The organism is Bradyrhizobium sp. HKCCYLS20291 (assembly GCF_051167715.1).
Classification (GTDB): Bacteria; Pseudomonadota; Alphaproteobacteria; order Rhizobiales; family Xanthobacteraceae; genus Bradyrhizobium.
Map to the genome: position 1 here is coordinate 278,453 of NZ_JBNPTO010000003.1, position 24,354 is coordinate 302,806.

24 protein-coding genes are annotated in these 24,354 nt (G+C 65.4%); 15 read left to right on the forward strand and 9 right to left on the reverse strand.

The annotated features are described in order from the left end of the window. Positions 1–3,465, reverse strand: a complete 3,465-nt coding sequence (locus tag ACQR07_RS09165) for a hypothetical protein (protein WP_434901982.1) — start codon at positions 3,463–3,465, stop codon at positions 1–3. Positions 3,466–3,654: 189 nt separating this feature from the next. After that, on the reverse strand, positions 3,655–4,242 hold the full coding sequence (locus ACQR07_RS09170) for a PadR family transcriptional regulator (RefSeq protein WP_434901983.1): 588 nt from the start codon (positions 4,240–4,242) through the stop codon (positions 3,655–3,657). Between the two features lie 137 nt (positions 4,243–4,379). Here ACQR07_RS09170 and ACQR07_RS09175 point away from each other — a divergent pair, with 137 nt between their 5' ends. The 6 genes from ACQR07_RS09175 (at position 4,380) to ACQR07_RS09200 (ending at position 11,123) form a co-directional block, all read left to right on the forward strand. Further along, positions 4,380–4,790, forward strand: a complete 411-nt coding sequence (locus ACQR07_RS09175) for a nuclear transport factor 2 family protein (RefSeq protein WP_434901984.1) — start codon at positions 4,380–4,382, stop codon at positions 4,788–4,790. 127 nt (positions 4,791–4,917) lie between these two features. After that, on the forward strand, positions 4,918–6,708 hold the full coding sequence (locus tag ACQR07_RS09180) for an acyl-CoA dehydrogenase C-terminal domain-containing protein (RefSeq protein WP_434901985.1): 1,791 nt from the start codon (positions 4,918–4,920) through the stop codon (positions 6,706–6,708). Between the two features lie 85 nt (positions 6,709–6,793). Beyond that, positions 6,794–8,002: an acetyl-CoA C-acetyltransferase gene (locus ACQR07_RS09185; RefSeq protein WP_434901986.1), complete on the forward strand. Its 1,209-nt coding sequence runs from the start codon at positions 6,794–6,796 to the stop codon at positions 8,000–8,002. A 154-nt stretch (positions 8,003–8,156) separates the two neighbouring features. Next, positions 8,157–10,370 carry an FAD-dependent oxidoreductase gene (locus tag ACQR07_RS09190; protein WP_434901987.1) on the forward strand — a complete coding sequence of 738 codons (2,214 nt, stop codon included), beginning with the start codon at positions 8,157–8,159 and terminating at the stop codon, positions 10,368–10,370. Positions 10,371–10,487: 117 nt separating this feature from the next. Continuing rightward, complete coding sequence (locus tag ACQR07_RS09195) at positions 10,488–10,694, forward strand: addiction module protein (RefSeq protein WP_434901988.1); 207 nt, start codon at positions 10,488–10,490, stop codon at positions 10,692–10,694. Between the two features lie 6 nt (positions 10,695–10,700). Continuing rightward, positions 10,701–11,123, forward strand: coding sequence for a type II toxin-antitoxin system RelE/ParE family toxin (locus ACQR07_RS09200; RefSeq protein ID WP_434901989.1), 423 nt, complete (start codon positions 10,701–10,703; stop codon positions 11,121–11,123). A 91-nt stretch (positions 11,124–11,214) separates the two neighbouring features. On the opposite strand, the gene gstA is transcribed toward ACQR07_RS09200, so the two are convergent. Then, on the reverse strand, positions 11,215–11,829 hold the full coding sequence (gene gstA, locus ACQR07_RS09205) for a glutathione transferase GstA (protein WP_434901990.1): 615 nt from the start codon (positions 11,827–11,829) through the stop codon (positions 11,215–11,217). Positions 11,830–11,976: 147 nt separating this feature from the next. On the opposite strand from gstA, the gene ACQR07_RS09210 reads away from it, so the two are divergent. The 6 genes from ACQR07_RS09210 (at position 11,977) to ACQR07_RS09235 (ending at position 16,535) form a co-directional block, all read left to right on the forward strand. After that, positions 11,977–12,465 carry a MarR family winged helix-turn-helix transcriptional regulator gene (locus tag ACQR07_RS09210; protein ID WP_434901991.1) on the forward strand — a complete coding sequence of 163 codons (489 nt, stop codon included), beginning with the start codon at positions 11,977–11,979 and terminating at the stop codon, positions 12,463–12,465. Positions 12,466–12,561: 96 nt separating this feature from the next. Continuing rightward, on the forward strand, positions 12,562–13,932 hold the full coding sequence (locus tag ACQR07_RS09215; RefSeq protein ID WP_434901992.1) for a glutamate--cysteine ligase: 1,371 nt from the start codon (positions 12,562–12,564) through the stop codon (positions 13,930–13,932). Next, positions 13,913–14,461 carry a DUF3806 domain-containing protein gene (locus ACQR07_RS09220; RefSeq protein WP_434901993.1) on the forward strand — a complete coding sequence of 183 codons (549 nt, stop codon included), beginning with the start codon at positions 13,913–13,915 and terminating at the stop codon, positions 14,459–14,461. The genes ACQR07_RS09215 and ACQR07_RS09220 overlap by 20 nt, the downstream gene beginning before the upstream one ends. A gap of 154 nt (positions 14,462–14,615) precedes the next feature. Next, positions 14,616–15,278, forward strand: coding sequence for a PAN domain-containing protein (locus ACQR07_RS09225; protein WP_434902281.1), 663 nt, complete (start codon positions 14,616–14,618; stop codon positions 15,276–15,278). A 132-nt stretch (positions 15,279–15,410) separates the two neighbouring features. Beyond that, a complete protein-coding gene (locus tag ACQR07_RS09230) occupies positions 15,411–15,812 on the forward strand; it encodes a thioredoxin family protein (protein ID WP_434901994.1) in 402 nt (133 codons plus the stop codon). Positions 15,813–15,818: 6 nt separating this feature from the next. Continuing rightward, positions 15,819–16,535, forward strand: a complete 717-nt coding sequence (locus ACQR07_RS09235; protein WP_434901995.1) for a cytochrome c biogenesis CcdA family protein — start codon at positions 15,819–15,821, stop codon at positions 16,533–16,535. Positions 16,536–16,703: 168 nt separating this feature from the next. On the opposite strand, the gene ACQR07_RS09240 is transcribed toward ACQR07_RS09235, so the two are convergent. From ACQR07_RS09240 to tldD, 4 genes are all read right to left on the reverse strand, one after another. Next, a complete protein-coding gene (locus ACQR07_RS09240) occupies positions 16,704–17,273 on the reverse strand; it encodes a nucleotidyltransferase family protein (protein ID WP_434902282.1) in 570 nt (189 codons plus the stop codon). Between the two features lie 82 nt (positions 17,274–17,355). Further along, a complete protein-coding gene (locus ACQR07_RS09245; RefSeq protein WP_434901996.1) occupies positions 17,356–17,694 on the reverse strand; it encodes an MmcQ/YjbR family DNA-binding protein in 339 nt (112 codons plus the stop codon). A gap of 12 nt (positions 17,695–17,706) precedes the next feature. Further along, positions 17,707–18,501, reverse strand: a complete 795-nt coding sequence (gene lepB, locus ACQR07_RS09250; RefSeq protein ID WP_434901997.1) for a signal peptidase I — start codon at positions 18,499–18,501, stop codon at positions 17,707–17,709. Continuing rightward, positions 18,498–19,925, reverse strand: a complete 1,428-nt coding sequence (gene tldD / locus ACQR07_RS09255; RefSeq protein WP_434901998.1) for a metalloprotease TldD — start codon at positions 19,923–19,925, stop codon at positions 18,498–18,500. Before tldD ends, lepB begins: the two co-directional genes overlap by 4 nt. A gap of 84 nt (positions 19,926–20,009) precedes the next feature. On the opposite strand from tldD, the gene ACQR07_RS09260 reads away from it, so the two are divergent. After that, on the forward strand, positions 20,010–20,510 hold the full coding sequence (locus ACQR07_RS09260) for a GNAT family N-acetyltransferase (RefSeq protein WP_434901999.1): 501 nt from the start codon (positions 20,010–20,012) through the stop codon (positions 20,508–20,510). A gap of 69 nt (positions 20,511–20,579) precedes the next feature. Here ACQR07_RS09260 and ACQR07_RS09265 read toward each other — a convergent pair whose 3' ends face one another. Continuing rightward, positions 20,580–20,987 (reverse strand): winged helix-turn-helix transcriptional regulator, encoded by a 408-nt coding sequence (locus ACQR07_RS09265; RefSeq protein WP_434902000.1) that lies wholly within the window; start codon positions 20,985–20,987, stop codon positions 20,580–20,582. Positions 20,988–21,098: 111 nt separating this feature from the next. Here ACQR07_RS09265 and ACQR07_RS09270 point away from each other — a divergent pair, with 111 nt between their 5' ends. Next, entirely contained in the window at positions 21,099–21,977 is an 879-nt protein-coding gene (locus ACQR07_RS09270) for an SDR family oxidoreductase (RefSeq protein ID WP_434902001.1), read from the forward strand. Between the two features lie 376 nt (positions 21,978–22,353). Here the strand turns inward: ACQR07_RS09270 and ACQR07_RS09275 are convergent, their stop codons facing one another. After that, positions 22,354–22,980 carry an invasion associated locus B family protein gene (locus ACQR07_RS09275; protein WP_434902002.1) on the reverse strand — a complete coding sequence of 209 codons (627 nt, stop codon included), beginning with the start codon at positions 22,978–22,980 and terminating at the stop codon, positions 22,354–22,356. 473 nt (positions 22,981–23,453) lie between these two features. On the opposite strand from ACQR07_RS09275, the gene coxB reads away from it, so the two are divergent. Further along, complete coding sequence (gene coxB / locus ACQR07_RS09280) at positions 23,454–24,293, forward strand: cytochrome c oxidase subunit II (RefSeq protein ID WP_434902003.1); 840 nt, start codon at positions 23,454–23,456, stop codon at positions 24,291–24,293. Positions 24,294–24,354: the final 61 nt, after the last annotated feature.

Consider the following 24,354-nt stretch of genomic DNA (forward strand, 5'->3'; position numbering starts at 1 on the left):
TCAGCGCGGAGCCGCCGCAGCCGTCCGCTTGGCCAGCGCGGCCTTGGCCGCAGCCGCCTTGGCGATCGCCTGGTTGCCGTCCCAACCACCGGCCGGCGCTGGGACATTGATCGCATCGTCCGGCTGCGGCTCGACCGTGAAGGTCTGGATCGCGAGCTTGGCAGCCGCGAGCGACTGGACATCGAGCCGCTTGGCGACGTCGTCGCGCTTGCGGCCGGCATCGGCATCACCCTGGGAAGCGGCGAGGCTGAACCATTTGTAGGACTCGGCGAGGTTCTGTTCGACGCCGATGCCGCGGGCATAGAGGATGCCGAGGTTGAACTGGCTGTCGGCAACGCCGCGCTCGGCGGCCTTGCGGAACCATTGCGACGCGCTCTTGTAGTTCGCGCCCTTGCCGCCACCGTCGGCATCGAGCACGGCCAGATTGTGCATTGCCTTGGCGTTGCCGCGCTCGGCGGCGACGACGTAGTAGCGGCGGGCGATGTCCGCGTCCTTCTTCACGCCCAGGCCCTTCTCGTAGAAGGTGCCGAGCCGGAACACCGCGGGAATGAGCCCGGCCTGCGCCGCGCGGTCATACCATTTGGCGGCTTCCTCGTAGTTCGCAGCGATGCCCTTGCCCTCGGCAAGGCGGACGCCGACCTCGTAGGCGGCGGTCGGATCGCCCTTGAGGGCGGCATTGCGCAGCGCCATCCCGCCGACGGCGTCGGGCAGCTTCTCCGAGCTGGGCACCGAAACCAGGCCGAGCTTCTGGCCGTTGGCAGCGGTCGGAATCGTTCCGGTGATGTCGCTCGCTGCCTGCTTCTCGGTGTCCTGCGGGATTGCGAGCATCGCAATCGTCTCGGCCTCCGACGGCATCGCCTTGTTGTAGGACTGGCGATCGATCGGGGTGGGCGAGGTCAGCGATGGACCGCTCTGATCCGGCGTGGCCGGGCGCGGCAACAGGCTGGGCGTGGCGGACGGCATCTGCGCGTGCGGCGCCTCGCTTTGGGTCTCCATCGGAGCGATTGGCGGCGGCGTGCTGCCGCTGTCGAGCAGCGACATCGCGAACTTGAAGGTGCCCAGCACGATCACCACGACGCTGGCGCCGACCAGCAGCGAGCGGATCTTCGATCCGATCGTGGAGACCTCCTCGTCGCCCTCGGCGGTGAGCGCGACCGTCGGCTTGTCCTTGGCCTTCGGCTTGGGAGCCTCTTTCGGCGCAGCTTCCTTCACGACGTCCTTGGCCTTCGGCTTCTCCTTCTTGGCCTTGTCGGCCTTCTTGGCGTCGACCGGCTGCGCTGCGGCCGCAGCCTGCGCCGCGCGGCGGGCGGCGGCGATGAAGCTCGAGGTCGAGACCGGCTCGCGCTTGCCGGCCGGGAGCTCGGTCAGAGCGTCCTCGGAGGCGGCGATCCGTTCCGCGGGCGATGCGGTCCGTCCGAGCGGCCGCGTGCCGGGCTCCAGCGGATGATCCGGCGGCAGTTCGGGCACGATCGTGGTCGGCCGGGCGGCCTGGGCCGCATGGGGTTCGAGGATGTCGGCGATCGCCTTGGGCGGCACCAGCGGCGGCGGCGCGGCCGGCGGAGCAGCAGCGGCGTGGAATTCGCGCGGCGCGGCGGCAAAACCGGCATGGCTGGTGGGCGGATTGACGATCTGCGCAGCGGGCTGCTCGGCCGCAGGGTTCGGCAGTTCGGGCCGGTAGGCGGGCTCGGGCTTGACGGGTTCGGTGTAGCTCTGCGGCGCAGGCGCGCGCGGGGCCGGCATCGGCGGCTCGAGCACCGGGGCCAGCGCTGCGGCCGGGTGGCTCGAGCTGGCGCGCACGTTGCGCAGATCGCCTTCGATCATGGCGAGGCGATCGACGACGTGGCCGAGCGTGTTGTGAACCGCTTCCAGCGAATCCTGAGTGTTGCGATCGGTCTCGGTCTGGCTGAAGCGGATGTCGGACAGCTCGCGCTTGACCATGTCGATCATGCCGCTGTCCTGCGCGGATTCGCGCTGCGACCGGCTCTCCGCGAGCGCGGCGAACGTCGCCTGCTGCCGTTCCAGGTAGCGCAGGATGTCCTGCAGCCCGCCCTCGACGCGGCTCATGTTGCCGCCGCGCGGATCGTTGGCCGCTTCCAGCCGCTCCAGGAGATAGCTGATCCGCTGCTCGAGATGAGCGATGGCGGACGAGCCGTCATTGCCGACCTGCAGCCGGTCGATGCGATCGGACAGGCCGCGCAGCGCGTCTTCGATCTGGGCCGTGTTGTCGGGGGCGGGAGCCGGCGGCTCGCGGCTTTCCAGCGTCGAGGTCAGCGCGGCGATGCGCTGCTCGAGTGCGGCGAAGGAATCGTGGAAGGAGTCGTGCGTGTCGCGCGCTTGTGCGAGCTGATCCACCTTCGAGGACAGCTGCCGCAGATCGTCCGACAACCGCTCCAGCGCATCGTTGGAGGCGACGTTGGACACGATCGCCCGCAACGCGGAAATGGCGTGTTCGAGCTGCTGGACCGTGCCGGGGTCGTCGTTGGCGCGCAGGATCAGGTCCAGCTTGGCGCCGAGATTGCGAATGGCTTCGTCGTAGATGGCGAGCTGCTCGGCCGGCTTCAGCGAGCCGACGACCTCGCGGATGTCCGTCAGCGCCCGTTCGATGCCGGCGAGGGCCTGGCTGTCGACGCCACTCTCGCGATTCTCGTCGATGCGGCGCGACAGCGAGCGGATCTCGTTCTCGATCGACTCGATCGCACGCCGCGGCATGGCCTCGGTGATGGCCAGGCGGATCTCGGCGAGCTCGGTGCGGAAGCCGGCGATCGACTGTTCGACGCCGTCATCGGGCCGCTGCAGCGCCTCGATCTGGCTGGTGATCTTCTGCAGGTGCCGTTCGAGCAGCGAAAAATCCGGGCCCGGTGCAGCCGCCGGTAGCGGCGTCATCAAAGGCGCTGCGGCATGCGCCATTGCGGGCGCGGTCGGCGGCGCCTGATACGGCGGCAGCGGACGCGCCGCGTCGAGCTCGCTCTGACGGGCGCTGATCTCGGCGACGGCAATGTCGAACGAGCCGACGCTCAGCGGCTGTGCAGGCCGATAGATCTGGGCAGCGGCGCGCTCGACGCCGTCGGAACCGCGCGGGCGGTCCTCACCGGCGGGCTTGCGCATCGGCGTCGAGATTTGCGACAGCCGGGCATCGAGGCGGGAAATGGCATCATTGAGCTGGCGGGCGACGCCCTGCTCGTCGCGGGGCGCGTCCTTGCGGGCGCCGGGGCGCGACATCTGCTCGATCTGGCGGGCGATCGAATCGAGCCGCTGGTGAATGTCGGCGACCTCGCGCGCGTCGCGGTTGGCAGGCGGCGTGCTGCGCAGCGGATGGCCGCTGCGGAATTCCGGCGGTGCAGAGGCGCCGAGCGTGGAATTGATCCAGTCGTTCAGCGTCATTCCGGCGCGTTGCGCCGCGGCCTCGGCCCTTTCGCGGACGGACGGGTCGATGCCTTCATTACTCCACGGTACGCGCGAATTCATGTCTCGTCCGGTTCCGCTTCCAGCGCTCCACCAAGCGCCTCCAGCCTCCCCACGCGTCCCGGACTTGAACATGAACGGAACCGCGCAGATCGTCTGCTCCAGGTCCCGACATTTGACTTTTACGGTAAATAACGCGTTAAATTTACCGCCAGCGCGGTCAGAAGTTTTGCGGCTATCGAACTGGACGCGTCAGCCGGCGCTTTCTCGCGAGGTCGTATCGAGCGGCCGCACGCTGCTTGTTCCTGATATCACCGACAATGCGGTGATCGCTTCCTCGCACCATTCGGCCACCATGCGCTCGTGGCGCAGTCCGAGGCGGAGATTGAGCAGCTTGCCCATGTCGGCCGGCGCGACATTGCCGTCGGCATAGTGCTTCTTGAGAATGCGATCGTAGCGCTCGGCGCGGTCGCGATGATGTTCGAGCCGCGCCATCAGGTCGGCCCGGATCGGCGCGATGTCGGCGGCGCCCAACGCATAGAGCCGGACCAGGAGGTCGTCCTTGACCGAGGCCGGCGTGCTCGGCCGCGCCGCCCAGCTGCGGAACGCGGCGCGGCCCTCGGGCGTCAATGTGTAGACGAGCTTGTTCGGCTTGCCGGTCTGCACCACCTCGCGACCCTGGATGTAGCCGCGGTCGCGCAGCCGGGAGAGCTCCCGATAGATCTGCTGATGGTCGGTCTTCCAGAAGAAGCCGATCGAGGAATCGAACGTCTTGGCGAGTTCGTAGCCCGTCATCGGATGTTCGGTGAGGCAGGCGAGGATGGCGTCGCCGAGGGCCATGGCCGGAAATTGCTCCCGTTTTTCTGATCGTTGTCTGCCCCGTTCCACGCTTGACATTATGCACATTGACGCATATGCGTCAATGTGCATATGGGGTGGTTGTGGTGCTGGCCTGTTCCGCCCCGAGGAGACGCCCAATGACAAAGACCGGCCTCGACGGATGGTACGGCTATATGAGGTCTCACGATCTCGGCGCTTTGCGGGAGCTGCTGCATCCCGATGCCGTGTTCGAAAGCCCCGTCGTGCACACGCCGCAGCGCGGCCGCGACATCACCTTCAAATATCTCGCGAGTGCTGAGAAAGTCTTAGGCGGTCCCGGATTCAAGTATGTCGGGGAGTGGCGTAACGCCACGGGCGCGGTGCTCGAATTCGAGAACGAGATCGAGGGCATCAATCTCAACGGCGTCGATATCATCACCTTCGACGATGCCGGCCTGATTACGCATTTCAAGGTCATGGTTCGCCCGCTCAAGGCGATCAACCTGCTGCATCGCCTGATGGGCGAACAGCTGGCTGCCATGAGCTCGCAAGTGACCAAGCCGTCCTGACGTGACCACCGGCCGCAATCACACGGCTGCCGCAAGTCCAGAGAAATCGCTACAGTCCGCGGCCTGCATTGTGTGCCGCGTCCGCAAAAGTTCAGTCTGAACCTCAGCCTTCCTGCCGGAGACGCCGATGCCGATCTACAAAGCCCCCGTGGAAGATGTGACCTTCCTGCTCAACGACGTGTTCCAGATCGACCGCTACGACAATCTGCCGGGCTTCTCCGATGCCTCGGCCGACGTCCGCGAAGCGATCATCGGTGAAGCGGCCAAGCTCGCCGAAGAGGTGCTGCAGCCGCTCAATCGCGTCGGCGATCTCGAAGGCTGCAAGCGCCATGACGACGGCAGCGTAACTACGCCGAAGGGCTTCAAGGACGCCTACAAGCAGATCGTCGAAGGCGGCTGGCTCGGCCTGTCGGCGCCGACCGAATATGGCGGTCAGGGGCTGCCGGTCACGCTCACCCAGACGGTCAACGAATTCCAGTGCTCGGCCAACATGGCGTTCGCGATGTATGGCGGCCTGACCATGGGCGCGACCGCAGCACTCATCGTGCACGGCAACGAGGAGCAGAAGAAGACCTACGTGCCGAAGATGGTGGCCGGCGAATGGACCGGCACCATGAACCTCACCGAGCCGCATTGCGGCACCGACCTCGGCCTGCTGCGCACCAAGGCGGTGCGCCAGGCCGACGGCAGCTTCAAGATCTCCGGCACCAAGATCTTCATCTCGGCCGGCGAGCACGACATGTCGGACAACATCATTCACCTGGTGCTCGCCCGCATCGAGGGCGCGCCAGCCGGCATCAAGGGCGTGTCGCTGTTCGTGGTGCCGAAAATCATGGTCAACGCCGACGGCTCGCTCGGTGCGCGCAACGGCGTCAGCTGCGGCTCGATCGAGCACAAGATGGGCATCCACGGCAACTCGACCTGTGTGATGAACTACGACAACGCCACCGGTTGGCTGATCGGCGAAGAGAACAAGGGCATGCAGGGCATGTTCGTGATGATGAACGAGGCCCGGCTCGGCGTCGCCGTGCAAGGTCTTGCGCAGTCCGAGGTCGCCTATCAGAACGCGGTCGCCTATGCGCGCGAGCGCATCCAGGGCCGTTCGCTGACCGGCGCAAAGGCGCCCGACAAGGCGGCCGATCCGATCATCGTGCATCCCGACGTGCGCCGCACGCTCTTGTCGATCCGCGCCTTCAACGAGGCCGCCCGCGCCATGGTGGTGTGGACCTCGCTGAAGAGCGATGTCGCGCATCGCTCGCAGGATCCGAAGGACCGCCAGGCCGCCGACGATCACATGGGCCTGATGACCCCGGTCATGAAGGGCTACATGACCGACATGGGCTTTGCCAATGCGGTCCAGGCGCAGCAGATGTATGGCGGCCATGGCTACATCGCCGAGTGGGGCATGGAGCAGTTCGTGCGCGATGCCCGCATCGCGATGATCTACGAGGGCGCCAACGGCATCCAGGCGCTGGACCTGGTAGGCCGCAAGCTGCCGCGTGATGGCGGCCGCGCCGTGATGGCGTTCTTCGCCGAGGTCGGCTCGTTCGCCAAGGAGCACGGCGGCAACGATGCGATGAAGCCGTTCATCGCGCCGCTATCGACTGCGCTCGGCCATCTGCAGCAGGCCACGACATGGCTGATGCAGAATGCGATGACCAAGCCGGACAATGCCGGCGCGGCGGCGACGGACTACATGCATCTCTTCGCGCTGGTCACCTTCGGCTACATGTGGGCGAAGATGGCCAAGGTGGCGCAGGACAAGATTGCGGCCGGCGACAGCTCGACCTATCTCACCACCAAGCTGGTCACGGGCCGCTTCTTCATGGAGCGCGTGCTGCCGGAGACGGCGGCGCATCTCGCCCGCCTGCAGGCCGGCTGCGCGACCGTGATGGAACTGCCGGCGGAAGCCTTCTGATTTCGGAACGAAGGCCGGTGCGCACCGCGTGCCGGCCTTCGTCCCATGCTGACAACAACAAATAGAACCAGATGAGGAGGGCGTGATGCCTGAGGCCTTTATCTACGACCACGTACGGACTCCCCGCGGCCGCGGCAAAGCCGACGGTTCCCTGCATGAGGTGACCGCCCTCGCGCTCGCCACCGTGCCGCTGAAGGCGCTCAAGGACCGCAACAACATCCCTGAGGACGCCGTCGACGACGTCGTGCTCGGCGTCGTCGATCCGGTCGGCGAGGCCGGCTCGGATATCGCGCGCTTTGCCGCGCTGAACGCAGGCCTCGGCGAGGCCGTCCCCGGCATCCAGATCAGCCGCTTCTGCGCCTCCGGTCTCGACGCCGTGAACTTCGCCGCAGCGCAGATCATGAGCGGCCAGCATGAACTGGTGATCGGCGGCGGCGCTGAGTCGATGAGCCGCGTCGGCATCGGCGCCTCCGGCGGCGCTTGGCCGATGGATCCCTCGATGGCCGTGCCGGCCTACTTCATGCCGCAGGGCATCTCGGCGGACCTGATCGCGACCAAATACGGCTTCTCGCGCGACGACGTTGATGCCTACGCCGTGCAGAGCCAGCAGCGCGCGGCGAAGTCGTGGGAAGAAGGCCGCTTCAACAAGTCGGTGGTGCCGGTCAAGGACATCAACGGCCTGACCATCCTCGCCAAGGACGAGCACATGCGGCCGTCGACGACGATGCAGTCGCTGGCGCAGCTGCAGCCGTCGTTCGTGCAGATGGCGCAGATGGGCGGCTTCGATGCGGTGGCGATCCAGTCGCATCCCGAGATCGAGCGCGTCAACTACGTGCATCACGCCGGCAACTCTTCTGGCATCGTCGACGGTGCCGGTGCTGTGCTGCTCGGCAGCAAGGAGGCGGGCGCGAAATACGGCATGAAGCCGCGGGCGAAAATCCGCGCCTTCGCCAATATCGGCTCGGAGCCGGCGATGATGCTGACCGGCCCGGTCGACGTCACCGAGAAGCTGTTCGCGCGCTCCGGCATGAAGACCTCGGACATCGATCTGTTCGAGCTCAACGAGGCCTTCGCCTCGGTCGTGCTGCGCTACATGCAGGCGTTCGAGATCGACAAGGACAAGATCAACGTCAATGGCGGCGCCATCGCGCTCGGCCATCCCTTGGGCGCCACCGGCGCGATGATCCTGGGCACCGTGCTCGACGAATTGGAGCGCACCGGCAAGGCCACCGCCCTGGTCACGCTGTGCATCGGCGGCGGCATGGGCACCGCGACCATCATCGAGCGGGTGTGATCGACCTCAGGACGTAGGGTGGGCAAAGCGAAGCGTGCCCACCGTCTTTCGTCATCGACACCGTCGGTGGGCACGGCGCAAGGGCGCCTTTGCCCACCCTACGAATTCCGGACAACGCCGCGCCGACCGGCTGCTGGCACCGAGGGAGCACCACATGGCCTTCAAGAACTTCAAACTCGAAACCGATGCCGACGGCATTGCGCTGATCACCTGGGACATACCGGGCCGTTCGATGAACGTGCTGGACGAGACCTCGACCAACGAGCTCGAGGCCCTGGTCAAGCAGACCACCGCCGACGCCGCCATCAAGGGCGTCGTCATCACCTCGGCCAAGGAGGCGTTCTGCGCCGGCGCCGATCTGTCCATGCTCGAAGGCATGAACCGCATCTATGCGGACGTGCTGAAGAGCAAGGGCGAGGAAGCCGCCAACCAGATGCTGTTCGACACCAGCCGGCGCTTCTCGCAGATCAACCGGTCGATGGAGACCTCGGGCAAGCCGTGGGTCGCCGCGATCAACGGTCTCGCGCTCGGCGGTGGCTTCGAGGTGACGCTGTCGTGCCACTACCGCGTCGCGGCCGAGAATCCGAAGACCCGCCTCGGCCTGCCCGAGATCAAGGTCGGCCTGTTCCCCGGCGCCGGCGGCACCCAGCGCGTGCCGCGCATCGTGCAGCCGCAGGACGCGATGAACCTGCTGTTGAAGGGCGAGGCGCTCACCCTCGACAAGGCCAAGGCGCTGAAGCTGGTCGATGCGATCGTGCCGGCCGCCGATCTCATCAAGGCCGCCAAGGACTGGATCAAGGGCGGCGGCAAGGCGGTGCAGCCGTGGGACGAGAAGGGCTTCAAGCTGCCCGGCGGCCCGGTGTTCTCCAAGAACGGCATGATGATGTTCCCGGCGGGCAACGCCATCTACCGCCGCGAGACCTACGACAACTATCCGGCCGCACGCGCCATCATGAGCTGCGTGTATGAAGGCCTGCAGCTGCCGATCGACGCCGCGCTGCGCGTCGAGTCGCGCTACTTCACCAAGATCCTGCGCTCGAAGGAAGCGGCGGCGATGATCCGCAGCCTGTTCCTGTCGATGCAGGAATTGAACAAGGGCGCGCGCCGTCCGGCCGATGTGCCTGCGACCAAGCTGAAGAAGATCGCCGTGATCGGCGCCGGCTTCATGGGCGCATCCGTCGGCTACGTCTCGGCACGCGGCGGCCTTGAAGTGGTGCTGATCGACCGCGACCAGGAGAGCGCCGACAAGGGCAAGGCGCATGCGCAGGGCGTGGTCGATGGCCTGGTCAAGAAGGGCCGCACCAAGCCGGGCGAGGCCGAGGCGATCATGGGCCGCATCACCGCGACCGCCGACTACGCAGTGCTGAAGGATTGCGACCTCGTCATCGAGGCCGTGTTCGAGGACCGCAAGGTCAAGGCCGAGACCTATGCCAAGGCGCAAGCCTATCTCAAGGACGGCGCGATCTTCGCCTCCAATACTTCGACCCTGCCGATCACCTCGCTCGCCGAGGAGTTCAAGGATCAGGGCCGCTTCATCGGCATCCACTTCTTCTCGCCGGTCGAGAAGATGATGCTGGTCGAGATTATCATGGGCAAGGCCACCAACGACGTCGCGCTGGCGACGGCACTGGACTATGTCCGCACCATCGGCAAGACGCCGATCGTGGTCAACGACTCGCGCGGCTTCTTCGCCAATCGTTGCGTGATGCGCTACATCGCCGAGGGCAACGAGATGTTCCTCGAAGGCGTGCCGCCGGCGATGATCGAGAATGCCGCCAAGATGGCCGGCATGCCGGTCGGCCCGCTGTCGCTGTCGGACGAGGTCGCGCTCGACCTCGGCCTGAAGATCATGAAGGCGACCGAGCACGATCTCGGCCCCAACGCGATCAACCAGGACCACAAGAAGCTGATGGTCGAGCTGGTCGAGAAGCAGGGCCGCTTCGGCCGCAAGAACGCCAAGGGCTTCTATGACTATCCCGAGAAGGGCAAGGGTCAGAAGAGCCTGTGGCCGGATCTGGCCAAGCTGCAGCCGAAGCAGCTCGATCCCGATACGCTCGACGTCGAGGAGCTGAAGCAGCGCTTCCTGGTGGTACAGGCGGTGGAAGCCGCGCGCACCGTCGAGGACCACGTCATCACCGACGTGCGCGAGGCCGATGTCGGCTCCATCCTCGGCTTCGGCTTCGCGCCGTTCACCGGCGGCACGCTGTCCTACATCGACTTCATGGGGACGAAGAAATTCGTCGAGCTGTGCCACGCCTACACGGCGAAGTACGGCTCGCGCTTCGCCCCGCCGAAGCTGCTGGAGGAGATGGCCGCCAAGGGCGAAACCTTCTACGGCCGCTTCCCGCCGAAGAAGGCCGCGGCGTAAGCCCCTACGTTTGCGGGCTCCCGGAGCGCTCAGGCGTTTCCGGGAGTTCGCCCCCGGCGTTGCGGTCGCTGCGCCCTTGAGTCGTCTTTTCCGGTCTTTCGCGCTTATAGTGCGACTATGGCGGACACATTCGACATTGCCAAGCTGACGAAAAAAGAACGGCTCGCTCTGATTGGCGAGCTGTGGGACAGTTTGGCGCCCGAAGACGTGAGTCTGACTCCGGCTCAGGAGGCCGAGCTGGCTAGGCGCATGGCCACTTTCGACGTTGATGCGCAGCGAGCTGTGTCCTGGGACGAGATTGAGGCCAATCTCGATAAGCGGTGACTGAGGATGCCGCGCGTTTTCTTCACGGATGCGGCGCGTGGCGATCTCGAAGACGCCCTGTCATGGTACGAGGCGCATGCACCCGAGATCGTTCCGCGATTTCGTGAGGTGCTGCGAGTGGCAGTCAAAAGGCTAGGCGAGAACCCCAAGCAGTTTCCCGCCTCCTCGCACAAGACCCGGCGGGCGCTGCTTCGGCATTTTCCCTACCTGCTGATCTTCAGTGAAACCGCCAGCGGCCGTCTACGTGGTCGCCGTCTTTCACACGAGCCGCGACCCAAAGGTCTGGCGAAATCGGACATCGTAAGGCGTCGCCTCAACCCCGCTGTCGTCCCGGACAAGCTCGGCAACGCGTCAGCGTTGCCGGGCGCCGATCCGGGACCCACGTCGCAGCAGATGTTTGGCGTCACGACCATCTCGCGCCACACTTGATCCTGTGGTTATGGATCCCGGCGTTCGCCGGGATGACATCTGTTGTGTTGAGGCTGCAAACCTCACATTTCGAAGATCAGCGGGAAAACCCTTACCCCGCCTTCATCAGCCCTTCCTTCGTCAGCGCCTCCTGCACTTTCGGCCGGGCGGCGACGCGGTTCTTGTAGGCGACCAGGTTCGGCATGCCCGAGAGGTCGAACTTCATACGGTCGGCCCAGGTCAGCACGGTGAAAAGATAGCCGTCGGCGACGGTGAAATCTTTGCCCATCAGGTAGTCGCGGCCGGCGAGCTGGCTGTCGATGTATTTGAACTTGGCCATCACGCGGTCCTTGAAGAACGCCTTGGCCTCGTCGGCCAGCACCGGCGAGAACATCGGGCCGAAATTCTTGTGCAGCTCGGACGTGATGAAGTTCAGCCACTCCAGCAGCTTGTAGCGCTCGCCGCTGTCGCGGGCCGGCGCCAGCTTCTTGTCGGCGGCCTGGTCGGCGATCATCTGGACGATGACCGGGCCTTCGGTCACGATTTCGCCGCTCGGCAGCCCCAGGGCCGGCACCTGGCCCTTCGGATTGACCTTGAGGTAATCGTCGCCATTTTCCAGGGTCTTGGCGCGCAGATCGACCTTGACGAGATCGTAAGGCAGGCCCGCCTCGAGCAGGGCGATATGGGGCGAGAGCGAGCAGGCGCCGGGTGAATAATAAAGCTTCATTGTGTATTTCCTCCGTGAGACCGTTGTTGGCCGTGGAACCGGTCGGGGTGTCACACCCGGCCTTAAATGCAATTGCATGGAATAGTCAAGATTGATGCAGCTGCATCGAATGCGCTAGAACGGCGACCAGAGGATACGAGCCGGCCCATGAAACGCAAACCATCGACCGAGGCGACCGCCGCCTGGATCCGCCTGATGCGGGTCCAGAGCCGGGTGCTGGACTGCGTCGAGCAGGAGCTGAAGAAGGCCGGTTTCCCGCCGCTCGCCTGGTATGATGCTCTGCTCGAGCTGTCCCGGGCGCCGTCGGGCGAGCTGCGGCCGGTCGAGCTCGAGCGGCAGATGCTGATCCCGCAATATTCCACCTCCCGCCTGATCGACCGTCTCGTCGACGAAGGTCTGGTCGTCAGGCGCGAATGCAAGATCGACAAGCGCGGCCAGTTCGTCGAGATCACCGAGGCCGGGCGCGACCTGCAGAAGCGGATGTGGTCTGCCTATTCGGCCGCGATCGAGAAGCATGTCGGCTCCAAGCTGTCGGATACCGACGCCGCCAAGCTGTGCTCGCTGCTGGACCGCTTGGGCTGCTCGTGCGGTCAGGCCGCTCCCCTGTCTGCCGGAGAGGGCGCCTCGACCCGATGACCCACTTCAGTTCATTCACATCCGCGGTCCCGCCGGGTCCGCGGACATCCCTCGTACCCTGCGCGACCATCGAAGCGCTCTTCCACCGGAACTCCCATGGCGCGTGACCAGATCGATATGACCCCGCTGCAGTCGCGCGACGAGCTCGTGGCGTGGCTTGCGGCCGGCGTGAAACCGCCCTCCGCCTTCCGCATCGGCACCGAGCACGAGAAGACCCCGTTCACGCTCGACGGCCACCGTCCCGTTCCCTACGAGGGCGCGCGCGGCATCGGCGCGCTGCTGGAGGGCATGAAGCTGCTGCTCGGCTGGGAGCCGATCATGGAGCGCGGCAACATCATCGGGCTCTATGACGTCACCGGCGGCGGCGCGATTTCGCTCGAGCCGGGCGGCCAGTTCGAGCTGTCCGGCGCGCCGGTCGAGACCGTGCACCAGACGCATTCGGAGCTGATGGCGCATCTGGCGCAGGTGCGCGAGATCGCGACCCCGCTCGGCATCGGCTTTCTCGGCCTCGGCATGACGCCGTCCTGGTCGCGCGACGAAATCCCGGTGATGCCGAAAGGCCGCTACAAGATCATGCGAGGCTACATGCCGAAGGTCGGCAGCTACGGCCTCGACATGATGTTCCGGACCTGCACCGTGCAGACCAATCTCGACTTCTCCTCGGAAGCCGACATGGTGAAGAAGCTGCGCGTCTCGGTGGCGCTGCAGCCGATCGCCACCGCGCTGTTCGCCAATTCGCCGTTCACCGAGGGCAAGCCGAACGGCTATCTGTCGTTCCGCTCCGAGATCTGGCGCGACACCGACAATCAGCGCGCGGGCATGATCCCCTGGGCGTTCGAGGACGGCATGGGTTTCGAGCGCTGGGTCGACTACGCGCTCGACGTGCCCATGTACTTCGTCAAGCGCGAGGAGACCTATATCGACGTCTCCGGCACCTCGTTCCGCGATTTCTTCGACGGCAAGAACCCGGCGATGCCGGGCGAGCGTCCGACCCTGTCGGACTGGGCCAACCATCTCTCGACCGCGTTTCCCGAGGTGCGGCTGAAGCGCTATCTGGAAATGCGCGGCGCCGACGGCGTGCCGTGGGGCCGGCTGCCGGCGCTGCCGGCGTTCTGGGTCGGCCTGCTCTATGACGACGCCAGCCTCGATGCGGCGTGGGAGCTGGTCAAGGACTGGACCGCGTCCGAGCGCCAGAACCTGCGCGACGACGTCCCGCGTCTCGGCTTCAAGGCGCGGATCCGCAATCGCTATTTGTTCGAGGTCGCCAAGGACTGCCTGACGCTCGCGCATCACGGCCTGCGCCGCCGCAACCGCGTCGATCAGTCCGGCCGCGACGAGAGCCGCTATTTGGAGCCGCTCGATCACATCATCGATTGCGGCCGCTCGCCCGCCGAGGAGATGCTGGAGAAGTTCAACGGCCCTTGGCACGGCTCGGTCGAGCCGGCCTATGACGAATATGCGTTCTAGCGCGCTGCGTTTCTGGGCCGCACCTCTGTTGGCGCTGGCAGTCCTGAGCGGGCTGGGCGCGGCTCGCCTGATGGCGAAGGAGCGGGTTAACGTGGACCAGAAGATCGAGGCGTTGTCCGACCAGGAGACGTCGCAGCTTCAGAAGCAGAGAGGCTGGGTTCGCGATCACTACGATCCCGGCGCGAGGGACCGCTACGAGACGTTGGAAGGAAAGCTCGCTCTCCTGGACACGATCCTGCGCAAGAACTGGGTGGATGGGAACGAGACGTGGAAGCTCCAGAGCCTCGGCGTCACCTTTGGCGATGCCCTGGCTCAGGAGCTGGGGCTGCGGTGGGTGGCGGTCGAGGATCAATACGGCCGTGATCCGGCGCTCCATGACCAGGGAACAACGATTATCGTGTTTCCGGTGACCTCGATCTCCAAGCGGGTCGAACGGGGTGAGGTCGTCGACGTCCGTCGCCTGTTCAGGGAGGCGTGCGAAGGTGTTGGCCACGCGAGGGTGCAATCGTCCTCCTCGGGCGCCCGCTGACGATACACTCCCTGAATTGACAGCGACGAGGCCCAGAACTGCTCGGTCCGTGTGTCTGAACGTGTCTGGCTCCGTTCATGCGCCGTACAGGTTCGTGGCGATCAAATGGCCGCCCAAAACAGCTTAGAAAATACGAACGTTAACAATGGGTCCAATGGTTCAGCGGCGGCGCCTGGGGCGCCTGATCGGGGCATGGCTGCGCGTCTGCGCGTGCCTGCTCGCGGCTGCCTGCCTGACACAAGCGTCGGCCCAGACCTATTCCGACCGTCCCGGCGGCGACTACATGAGCGCGCCGATCGCCTCGGGTGATCCGGCCGATTGTGCCCTGCTATGCGAGCACGACCGGCGCTGCCGGGCCTGGAGCTTCAACTATCCGACGGTGATGGAGGCCGGCGCCGTGTGCTGGCTGAAGAACAGCGTGCCGGCGCGGGTGCCCGACAATTGCTGCGTCTCCGGTGTGCGTGGGGCAGGGGTCGTCGAGATCCGCAACGATGCCGTCGAGACCTCGATCGACCGCCCCGGCGGCGACTATCGCAGCTTCGACATCAAGACCACCGATCTGAAGGCCAACGACAAGGCCGACAAGTCTCCCGACAAGAGCGGTGACAAGGGCAGCGACAAGGCCGCGGACAAGAAGGACGAGAAGGCCGCCGATGCCGAGGAGATCTGCAAGGCGGCCTGCACCGGCGACAACAAATGCCGTGCCTGGACCTTCGCCCGCCCCGGCTATGCCGGCAAGGAGGCGCACTGTTTCCTGAAGAAGGAAATCAAGCCGCCGCGCCGCCGCGCCGGATTTACGTCGGGTGTCGTCCGCTGACGCCTCGGCCGCTGATGTGCCAGAAAATTCCTGTCCGCGGTCGCGTAACTTTTCACCTGTCCCGCTCGAATTGATCGATGGCACCGCGGCTCTCGCCGCCGCTGCCTGTCGCAACGCAGATCGGGGTTTGCCATGACGTTTTCGCGTAGGTTGTTCGCCACCGCAGCGCTTGCTGCGACAGTCGTCGCCGTAGGGCTCGGGACGGCTTGGGCCATCGAGACCACCCCCTATTCGGACGCCGCCTTCAAGGCAGCGCAGAGCGCCGGGCAGCCGATCCTGATCGAGATCCATGCCGGCTGGTGCCCGACCTGCAAGGCGCAGAAACCGATCATCGACAAGCTCGCGGCCGAGCCCAAATTCAAGGATCTGAAGATCTTCCGCGTCGATTTCGACGACCAGAAGCCGGTCGTGAAAGGGTTTGGCGCACAGATGCAGTCGACCCTGATCACCTTCAAGGGGACGACCGAAACCGGACGCTCCGTCGGCGACACCAAGGAAGCCTCGATCGCAGCGCTCCTCGACAAGAGCCTGTAGTACGCCATGGTCGCGCTGGCGCTGGCCTTCGCGGCCGGCCTGCTCTCGATCCTGTCGCCCTGCGTGCTGCCGCTGGTGCCGATCGTCCTCGGCGCCGCGGCATCAGCGCATCCGCGCGGCGCGCTGGCGCTCGCGGCCGGCCTCGCGCTGTCGTTCACCGGGATCGGACTGTTCATCGCGCTCGCCGGCAGCGGCCTCGGCCTCGATGCCGGCGCGTTTCGCCTCGTCGCGGCGGCCATCATGCTCGCGATCGGTGTCGTGCTGCTGGTGCCGTCCTGGCAGGCGCAACTCGCTGTCGCGGGCGGGCCGGTACAGCGCTGGGCCGACCGGCACTCGCAAGGCTTCGCCGCGTCCGGGGCCGGCGGGCAGTTCATCATCGGGCTGCTGCTCGGCGCGGTCTGGTCGCCGTGCGTCGGTCCGACCCTGGGCGCAGCATCGCTGCTGGCCTCACAAGGCCGCGACCTCCTCGGCGTGACTCTGACGATGTTCGCGTTCGGCTTGGGCGCAGGGCTGCCGCTGGTGGTGCTCGGGTTGGTGTCGCGGACGACCATGACGCGCCTGCGGGCGCGGCTGATGTCCGCCGGCAAGCTCGGCAAGATGCTGATGGGAGCCGCCTTCGCGGTCGTCGCGGTGGCGATCCTCAGCGGCGTGGACAAGCAGCTGGAAGCTTGGCTGGTCGAGAATTCGCCGGCGTGGCTGACGGAGCTCACCACGTCGATCTAGCCAGTGGGATGCGCCGGCAGCGCAACACACTCGCTGTCATTCCGGGGCGTGGCGCGCAGCGGCACGAGCCCGGAATCCATAACCACGATCGTGAGTATGGATTCCGGGCTCGCGCTCCGCGCGCCCCGGAATGACGAGTGGAGAGAGCTGCGGCTCCTTGCAACGCGACTATTCCTCCGCGGCCATCACCGTGATCTCGGGCCACAGCGACTTCCAGCGCGCCGCCTTGGCCGCGTAGTTCGCCACCGAGAAATTGGCCGTATAGTTCGGCCGCACGATCATCTTCGCGATGTCGTCGAGACCTTTCGGCGCGTAAAGCTCGTATCCGTCTGCCTGAGGGCGAAGGCCGACCTGGGTGTTGACCGTTAGGAAGCGGTCGATGCCGTCGGTGGAGCGCGTCACGGCAGGGTAGGGGCGGCCGTGCTTGGCGGGGTACCAAAGATGCACGCGAGCCTGGTTGCGGACTTCGACCTTGGCATCGACGTGGTCGAGACGGGATGCGATCCGCCGGATCACTACATCCTCGGCATCCCACGAGGTGTCGGGATCAAAGTAGAAAATGTCGTAGTCGTTGATGCCGTGACCGACGGAGCGCCTAGTGCGCACGTTCCAGACGGTCTGGGTCAAGCAGCCTGCGACGAGCCACGCATCCGGCAAAGCCATTTCGCGCAGCACGCCGATGAGCATCGCGTTGACGGGATTGCACAGCGATGACGTGACGAAGTCGTCCTCGGTCATGTCCGTGGATAGCACGAAAATACCGTTCGTTCATGGGGACATCACTGCAAGGGAATGCAGACGAATGTGGAAAGCAGCGCGTTCAGCCGCGCTCTTCTGCGGCAAGCGCTCTCTTAGATGCCAATGCGCGCCACTGCCTGCGCAGCAGCGGCTCGACATCCGCGCCCCGCGCTTCGGAGAGGCGCATCAGCACGATCGGATAATCCCGGTAGTGATCGGTGAAATAGAACAGTTTTGGCCGGGTCTCGACCAGCATCGCGCGTTCGTCTTGGGGCACGCCCGGCAGAACGAGGCTGTCGCCGTCCTCCTTCAGCCGCGCCAGCATCTTCTTGCGCACCTTCAGCGCCGGCGTGCCATAGGACGTACCATCCTTGACCTCCGGCCATGCCAGCGCAAAAGCCCTGACATCGTCGAAGGTCACGGGTGCCGTCGCTCAGCGCACGGCCGTGAAGAAGCGATCCAGCCGGAAGCCCGACAGCCAGGCCCAGACCGGCTGGTTCTTGAAGCCGAGATCCCAGGAGCCGACCACCGCGTCGGCGCGGCCGACCAGATTGTCGATCGGCAACAGGCCGACGCCGCCGTCGCGCAGTGAGACGCGGCTGTCGGCAGAGTTGTCTCTGTTGTCACCGAGCACGAACAGCTTGCCGGGCGGCACGGTCACCTCCGGCGTGTTGTCGAGCCGGCCGTTGTCGCGCATCTTGAAGATCAGATGCGACACGCCGTTCGGCAGCGTCTCAACGTAGCGATAGGCCGGCTCGTTGCGGCCGCTGTCGTCCTCGGCATCGCCGATGCCGTCCGCCTTCAGCCCGGCCGCCTGGCCGTTGATGTAGAGCTGGCCCTGGCGCATCTGGATGCGATCGCCGGGCAGGCCGACGACGCGCTTGACCCAGGCCTGCGAGGTGTCTCCCGGCCAGCGGAACACGACGACGTCGCCGCGCTTCGGGGTTTCGCCGAACAGCCGGCCCGTCTCCGGCAGGGTGATCTGCATCGGCAGTGACGAGGTGCCGTAGCCGTAGGGGAATTTCGACGCCAGCAGCGCGTCGCCGATCAGCAAGGTCGGCTCCATCGAGCCCGAGGGAACGTAGAACGGCTCGGCGATCGCGCCCTTGGCGACGAACACGACCATGACGACGGCGGCGAGCTGCGCCAGCTGGCCACCCCAGGTCGTCGTGTCCTTGCGCGCGGCCCTGGTGACGGGCTTGTCCGAAGACGTCTTCTCGAGGCTCATCGGCCCGTGCCTCCAACCGTGATGCGATCCATGCGAAGCGTCGGCTGACCGACGCCAACCGGCACGCCCTGGCCGTTCTTGCCGCAGGTGCCGATGCCGGTGTCGAGCGAAAGGTCGTTGCCGATCATGCTGATGCGATTGAGATCGGTCGGCCCGTTGCCGATCAGCATCGCGCCCTTGACCGGCGCGCCGACCTTGCCGTTCTCGATCTTGTAGGCCTCGGTGCACTGGAAGACGTATTTGCCCGAGGTGATGTCGACCTGGCCGCCGCCGAAATTGACCGCGTAGATGCCGTTCTTCACCGAGGCGATGATCTCGGCCGGATCGCGCTCGCCGGGCAGCATGTAGGTGTTGGTCATGCGCGGCATCGGCACATGTGCATAGCCCTGGCGGCGGCCGTTGCCGGTCGGCGCCATGTTCATCAGGCGTGCGTTCTGGCGGTCCTGCATGTAGCCGACGAGAATGCCGTCCTCGATCAGCATGGTGCGGCTGGTCGGCGTGCCCTCGTCGTCGATCGACAGCGAGCCGCGGCGCGACGACATCGTGCCGTCATCGACCACCGTGACGCCCTTGGCGGCGACCGGCTTGCCCATCAGCCCAGCGAAGGCCGAGGTCTTCTTGCGGTTGAAATCGCCTTCGAGACCGTGACCGACCGCCTCGTGCAGCATCACGCCCGGCCAGCCGGCGCCAAGCACGACGTCCATCTCGCCGGCGGGAGCGGGCACGGATTCGAGATTGACCAGCGCCTCGCGCAGCGCGCCGTCGGCGGCCTCGCGCCAGGCCTTGGTCTCGATGAAGCGCGCATAGGCCTCGCGGCCGCCATAGCCCTTGCTGCCGCTTTCCTGCCGGTCACCCTGGCCCGCGACCACTGACACGTTGACGCGCACCAGCGGCCTGATGTCGCGATAGCTCTCGCCGTCGGGCCGGGTGATCTCGACGACTTGCCACGTCGCGCCTAGGCTGACCGTCACCTGCCGCACCCGCGGATCCTTGTCGCGCAGATAGGCGTTAATCTCGCCGAGCAGCTTGACCTTGCTCTCGAAGCCCGGCGCATCCAGCGGATTGTCGTCGCCATAGAGCCTCACATTGGTGTGCGGCGGCGGGCTGGCGAAGTTGCCGGAATAGCCACCGCGCACGGCGCTGACCGCGTCCGCGGCGCGCATCAGGGCGGGCAGCGACACGTCGGAGGAGTGCGCATAGCCGACCGCGTCGTCCTTGACCGCACGCAGGCCGAATCCCTGGCTGGTGTCGTAGGTCGCCTGCTTCAGGCGGCCATTGTCGAAGGTCAGCGCCTCGGTCTGACTGTATTCGAGATAAAGCTCGCCGTCGTCGGCGCCGGTCAGGCCGCGCGCGATCTCGCTGCGGACCGCGTCGCGATCGAGATTGGCGCGGTCGAGCAGGGAGGTGGTGGCGGGATTCGTCATGGGTCAATCCGTTGTCGGAGCGTTCATTCCAAGATAGTTGTTTTGACGTTGGGGCGCGAGGGGCTGAATGATTACCGAATTGACATGGTTGAGATCGTACCCATCACGGCCGCTCACATCGAGAGCTTTCACCGCACGCTCGATTTCGTCGCGCGTGAACGGCGCTACCTGTCCTTCGTGCAGGCGCCGCCGCTGGAGTCCACGCGTGCCTTCATTCTGAACAATATCGAGCAAGGTTATCCGCAATTCGTTGCGCTGTCGGCCGGCGAGGTGGTCGGCTGGTGCGACGTAACGCCCAAATCAGGGCCGATCGATGCTCGAATTGGGGTGCTCGGCATGGGCCTCATGCCGCAGTTTCGGCAACAGGGCATCGGAACCCGGATGATGGTCGCGGCGCTCGAGGCGGCGCGCCGGACTGGCTTCTCGCGCGTCGAGCTTACGGTCTACCGCGGCAATGCCGACGCGATCCGGCTGTATCAGAAGGCCGGTTTCCTGCTCAAGGCGGTGCAGCCGCGCGAGGCCGGCAATGACGGCTCCGACAAGACGCTGCTGGTGATGGCCCTGGCGCTCGATGGCGCGCGCTGACGCGTGGTTTTGGGGGGCTTTCAACCTGCAGCGAACGCCATGAGCGTCCGTTCGGATGGAAAGCTGTCGTCAGCGCGAAACGCTCGAAGGTCGCTTTTCTGAAGCCCGGTCGACGTCTGCGCCGCCTTCCACACCACCCGGCATGCGCGGCAGTTTCTGCCCCCAGATCACGAGCGCATCGATCAGCGGCTCCAGCTCTTTCCCCGTCGCCGTGAGGGAGTATTCCACTTTGGGCGGGACCTGCGGGTAGACGGTCCGAAGGACGATACCGTCCGCCTCCAACTCCCGAAGCTGCGCAGTCAGCATCTGTTGCGTGACGCCCGCGATGGCACGATGGAGCTCGCCGAAGCGCATCACCCCTCCCATGAGGTGGTAAACGATGTGCAGCTTCCACTTGCCGCCGAGGGCACCGACGGCGCGCACGACTGGGCAGTTCAAGCTGTCTGGAGTGCAGTCCAGTGACGGGTCGTCTTTCACCCTGAATCTCCTTGGTATGATTTTCCATAGTATAACGCAAAGTTATGCGTACTACCGTTTGTTGGGGCAATTCAATACATAACGCTCATTCCCCCTCAAGGAGTGAACGAGATGAAGAAAATCCTGGTTATTGGAGCGACTGGCCCTCAGGGCCACGCGGTTGCCGAGCAACTTCTCGCCGCCGGCTTCAGGGTCCGCGTCCTGGCGCGCGACCCAGCCAAGGCAGGAAGCCTGGCGAGTATGGGTGCGGAGGTCGTCGCGGGCAACCTCGACGACGCAGCCGAAGTCGCAGCCGCCGTCGAAGGGCAGGAGGGAGTTTTCCTCACGGTCGCGTTCTTCACCGGGACCCACGCGCAGGCGAAAAGCGTCATTCAGGCGGCTGCAAAGAAGGGCATCAAGCGCATCGTCTGGAACGTCGCAGGCCGGGTGCAGGAGCAGGACATCGGTAATCCTGCAATCGACAAGTGGCGACTGATCATGGCGGACCTCAAGGCCAGTGGTGTTCCGTTCACCGTCCTTCAGCCAACGGTTTACATGGAGAACTTCCTCAACCCGGCGATCGCGAGGGAGGTCGCCGAGACCGGCGTGCTTGCCTATCCAATGCCAGCTGTCGCTCATACCCAATGGATCAGCCACCAGGATGCGGCTGCCTACACCGTCGCGGCCTTCCGGCGCGCCGACAACGAGAGCATGGTGATCGACGTCAGCGGTCCCGAGGACCTTACCGGTCCGGAGATCGCCAAAAGTTTCGGCAAGGCGCTGGGCCGCGAGATCACATTTCGCGCGATGCCACCCCAGGAATTTGCTGGGACGTTTCCTCCGGAGATGGACCCTGAGCCGATCGTGCGGCATTACTCGAATGTCTTCGCCCATCCCGAGATCATGACGTCCAAAGTCGACCACCGGGCGTCGCTCGAGGTATTGCCGATCACTCCTCTCGCATTCGAGGATTGGGTGCGCAGGTACCGAGGCGCGTTCACCAGAAACTGATCCAAGTGCGGCCAGGCTGCGGTTCCCCGCCCAAGCCTGGCCGCGTCAAACGCGCGCATCCGCCCGCGCACCGGCGCATCTCAATTTCGCGATCAACGTAGCCGCTTGGATGCGGGTTTCCGTTCGATAGTCGTGCTGCCGGCGTGGTGCAAAGGCATGCAGCCAACTCGCTATGGGTTGCAGCGGCCGGGCCGCATCGCCTTCCGTGGCGGGTGCGGCGGGGCTCCACGGGTCTGCGGCATTGCTACTACACGTGCGCGACGACAGCGCGGCAGGAGGGGGCGTCCGGCCGCGAGGGCATAACGGTGTGAAAAAAGCTCGACGCCGCCGTCGATCATCTGGAACGCACGCGGCTCCATCCCGAGCGATCAGCCGGTCAGGGCAGCTTGTCAAAGCCGTCGGCGAGCCCGTTCAGGCTGAGCGGGAAGCCGATGCCTTCCTCCGGTGTCTCGAAGATGATGAAGGTCGCGGTCTTCGCGGTCTTGAGCTGGTTGAGCAGCTTGTCTTCCAGCACGACCTCGGCGACGCAGCCGTTCGGCAGGCAGCGCACGAAGCCGGCGCGGCCGACGTCCTGGTTGTCGAGCTTGAGGCCGAGGCCGGACGGCAGCAGCACGCCGAGCGGCGCGACCACGCGCATCAGCCGGCTCTTCTGGTCGGCGGTCTTGAGCATGATGACGGTGAGGCCGGCATTCGAGCGGTCCTCGGCCACCACGCTCTGGATCAGCGCGCACTGCTCGGCCTGCGCGCCCGGCGGCGTGTCGCAGCGGATCTGCCAGTCGCCATGCACGGAGCGCACCGCGCCCTGCGCGTGAGCCGTGTCCGGCAGGCCGATGGTCGCCGCCATCGTCACCACGATCGCAGCCGCGGCAGAGAGGGCAGCGGCGCTGGCGGTGAGTCGCGCGCGAGCCGCACTGAATCGGCACAAACGGCGCGAGTCATTCGCAGCTGGGGTCGACATGTCAGCTGTCCTGTCCGTTGAAACCCTGGTTCGGGTCAGTGCCATGACAATTTCCTGTGGGTGACCTGCGTGCCCGACGCCATGATACGGCAATGATGGCGTCATGAGGACAGCGTCGTCAGCCTACGGCGCGAAAAGTTACGAAATAAGGCTTCGTCCGGCGACCTGCCGCCGCAGTCTGCCGAATCGGCGTCGCAAACCGCGATGTTCCGTTGCCTACATCGGACACACGGCCTGTCAAGCGCTCGTTGTCCGCGAAACTGCGCGACGTGGCAAGTTCTCGGAAAATTCGCCCGTTGTTGCGGATCGTGCCCCCGGCGAAATCCGGCTTAAGACTGCATTGCGATAGATCAAGAATTATGATTTGAGAAGAAAGATTTCGTCATTCCAGTGAACTGGCCTAGGTGCTTTTCTATGCATCCGCCCGAAGGCCATTTGTCAGGAGAGCGGATCGCACGGCGCGCCTCTCGGAGAGAACTGCGCGCCGCGGGGGAAAGATCTGAAGGGAGCGCGACGACATGAAGATGTCGAAAGGCCAATTGAGTGCCTGCTTGCTGGGCTTGGCCGTGGCGGGCATGACGCTCGTTGGGAGTGGATCGGCGTCTGCTGAAATGGGGCAGCCGGCACCGTGGGAATACAAGCTGCAGGAAGCCGCGACGCCGGTGATGGAGAACATCACCTGGTTCCACGGGCTGCTGCTGACGATCATCACGATCATCACGCTGTTCGTGCTGGCGCTGCTCGTGGCGGTGGTGGTGAAGTTCAACGCGCGCGCCAATCCGGTGCCGTCGCGCACCACGCACCACACGCTGTTGGAAGTGGCGTGGACGCTGATCCCGGTGCTGATCCTCGTCACCATCGCGGTGCCGTCGTTCCGCCTGCTGTTCCTCGAGCTCGACGTGCCGAACGCCGATCTCACCATCAAGGCGACCGGCAAGCAGTGGTACTGGAGCTACGCCTATCCGGACAACGGCAAGTTCGAGTTCGACTCGCTGATGGCCCAGGACAAGCAGCCGCGCCTGCTCGCGGTCGACAACGAGATGGTGGTGCCGGTCAACAAGGTGATCCGGGTGCAGACCACCGGCGCCGACGTGATCCACTCGTTCGCCGTGCCGTCCTTCGGCATCAAGATCGACGCCATTCCCGGCCGTCTCAACGAGACCTGGTTCAAGGCGACCAAGGTCGGCATGTATTACGGCCAGTGCTCCGAGCTGTGCGGCAAGGATCACGCCTACATGCCGATCGCCGTCCGCGTCGTCAGCGATCAGGACTTCGCGGCCTGGATCGAGGACGCGAAGAAGAAATACGCCAGCGCGCCGACGAGCACCTACGCGTCGGCTGCGGGCGTGTCGCAGTAGACCGGCGGGGACGAACGCGAGATTGCAGGGCCGCGTCGCGCGGCCCACGGGGACACTGAGG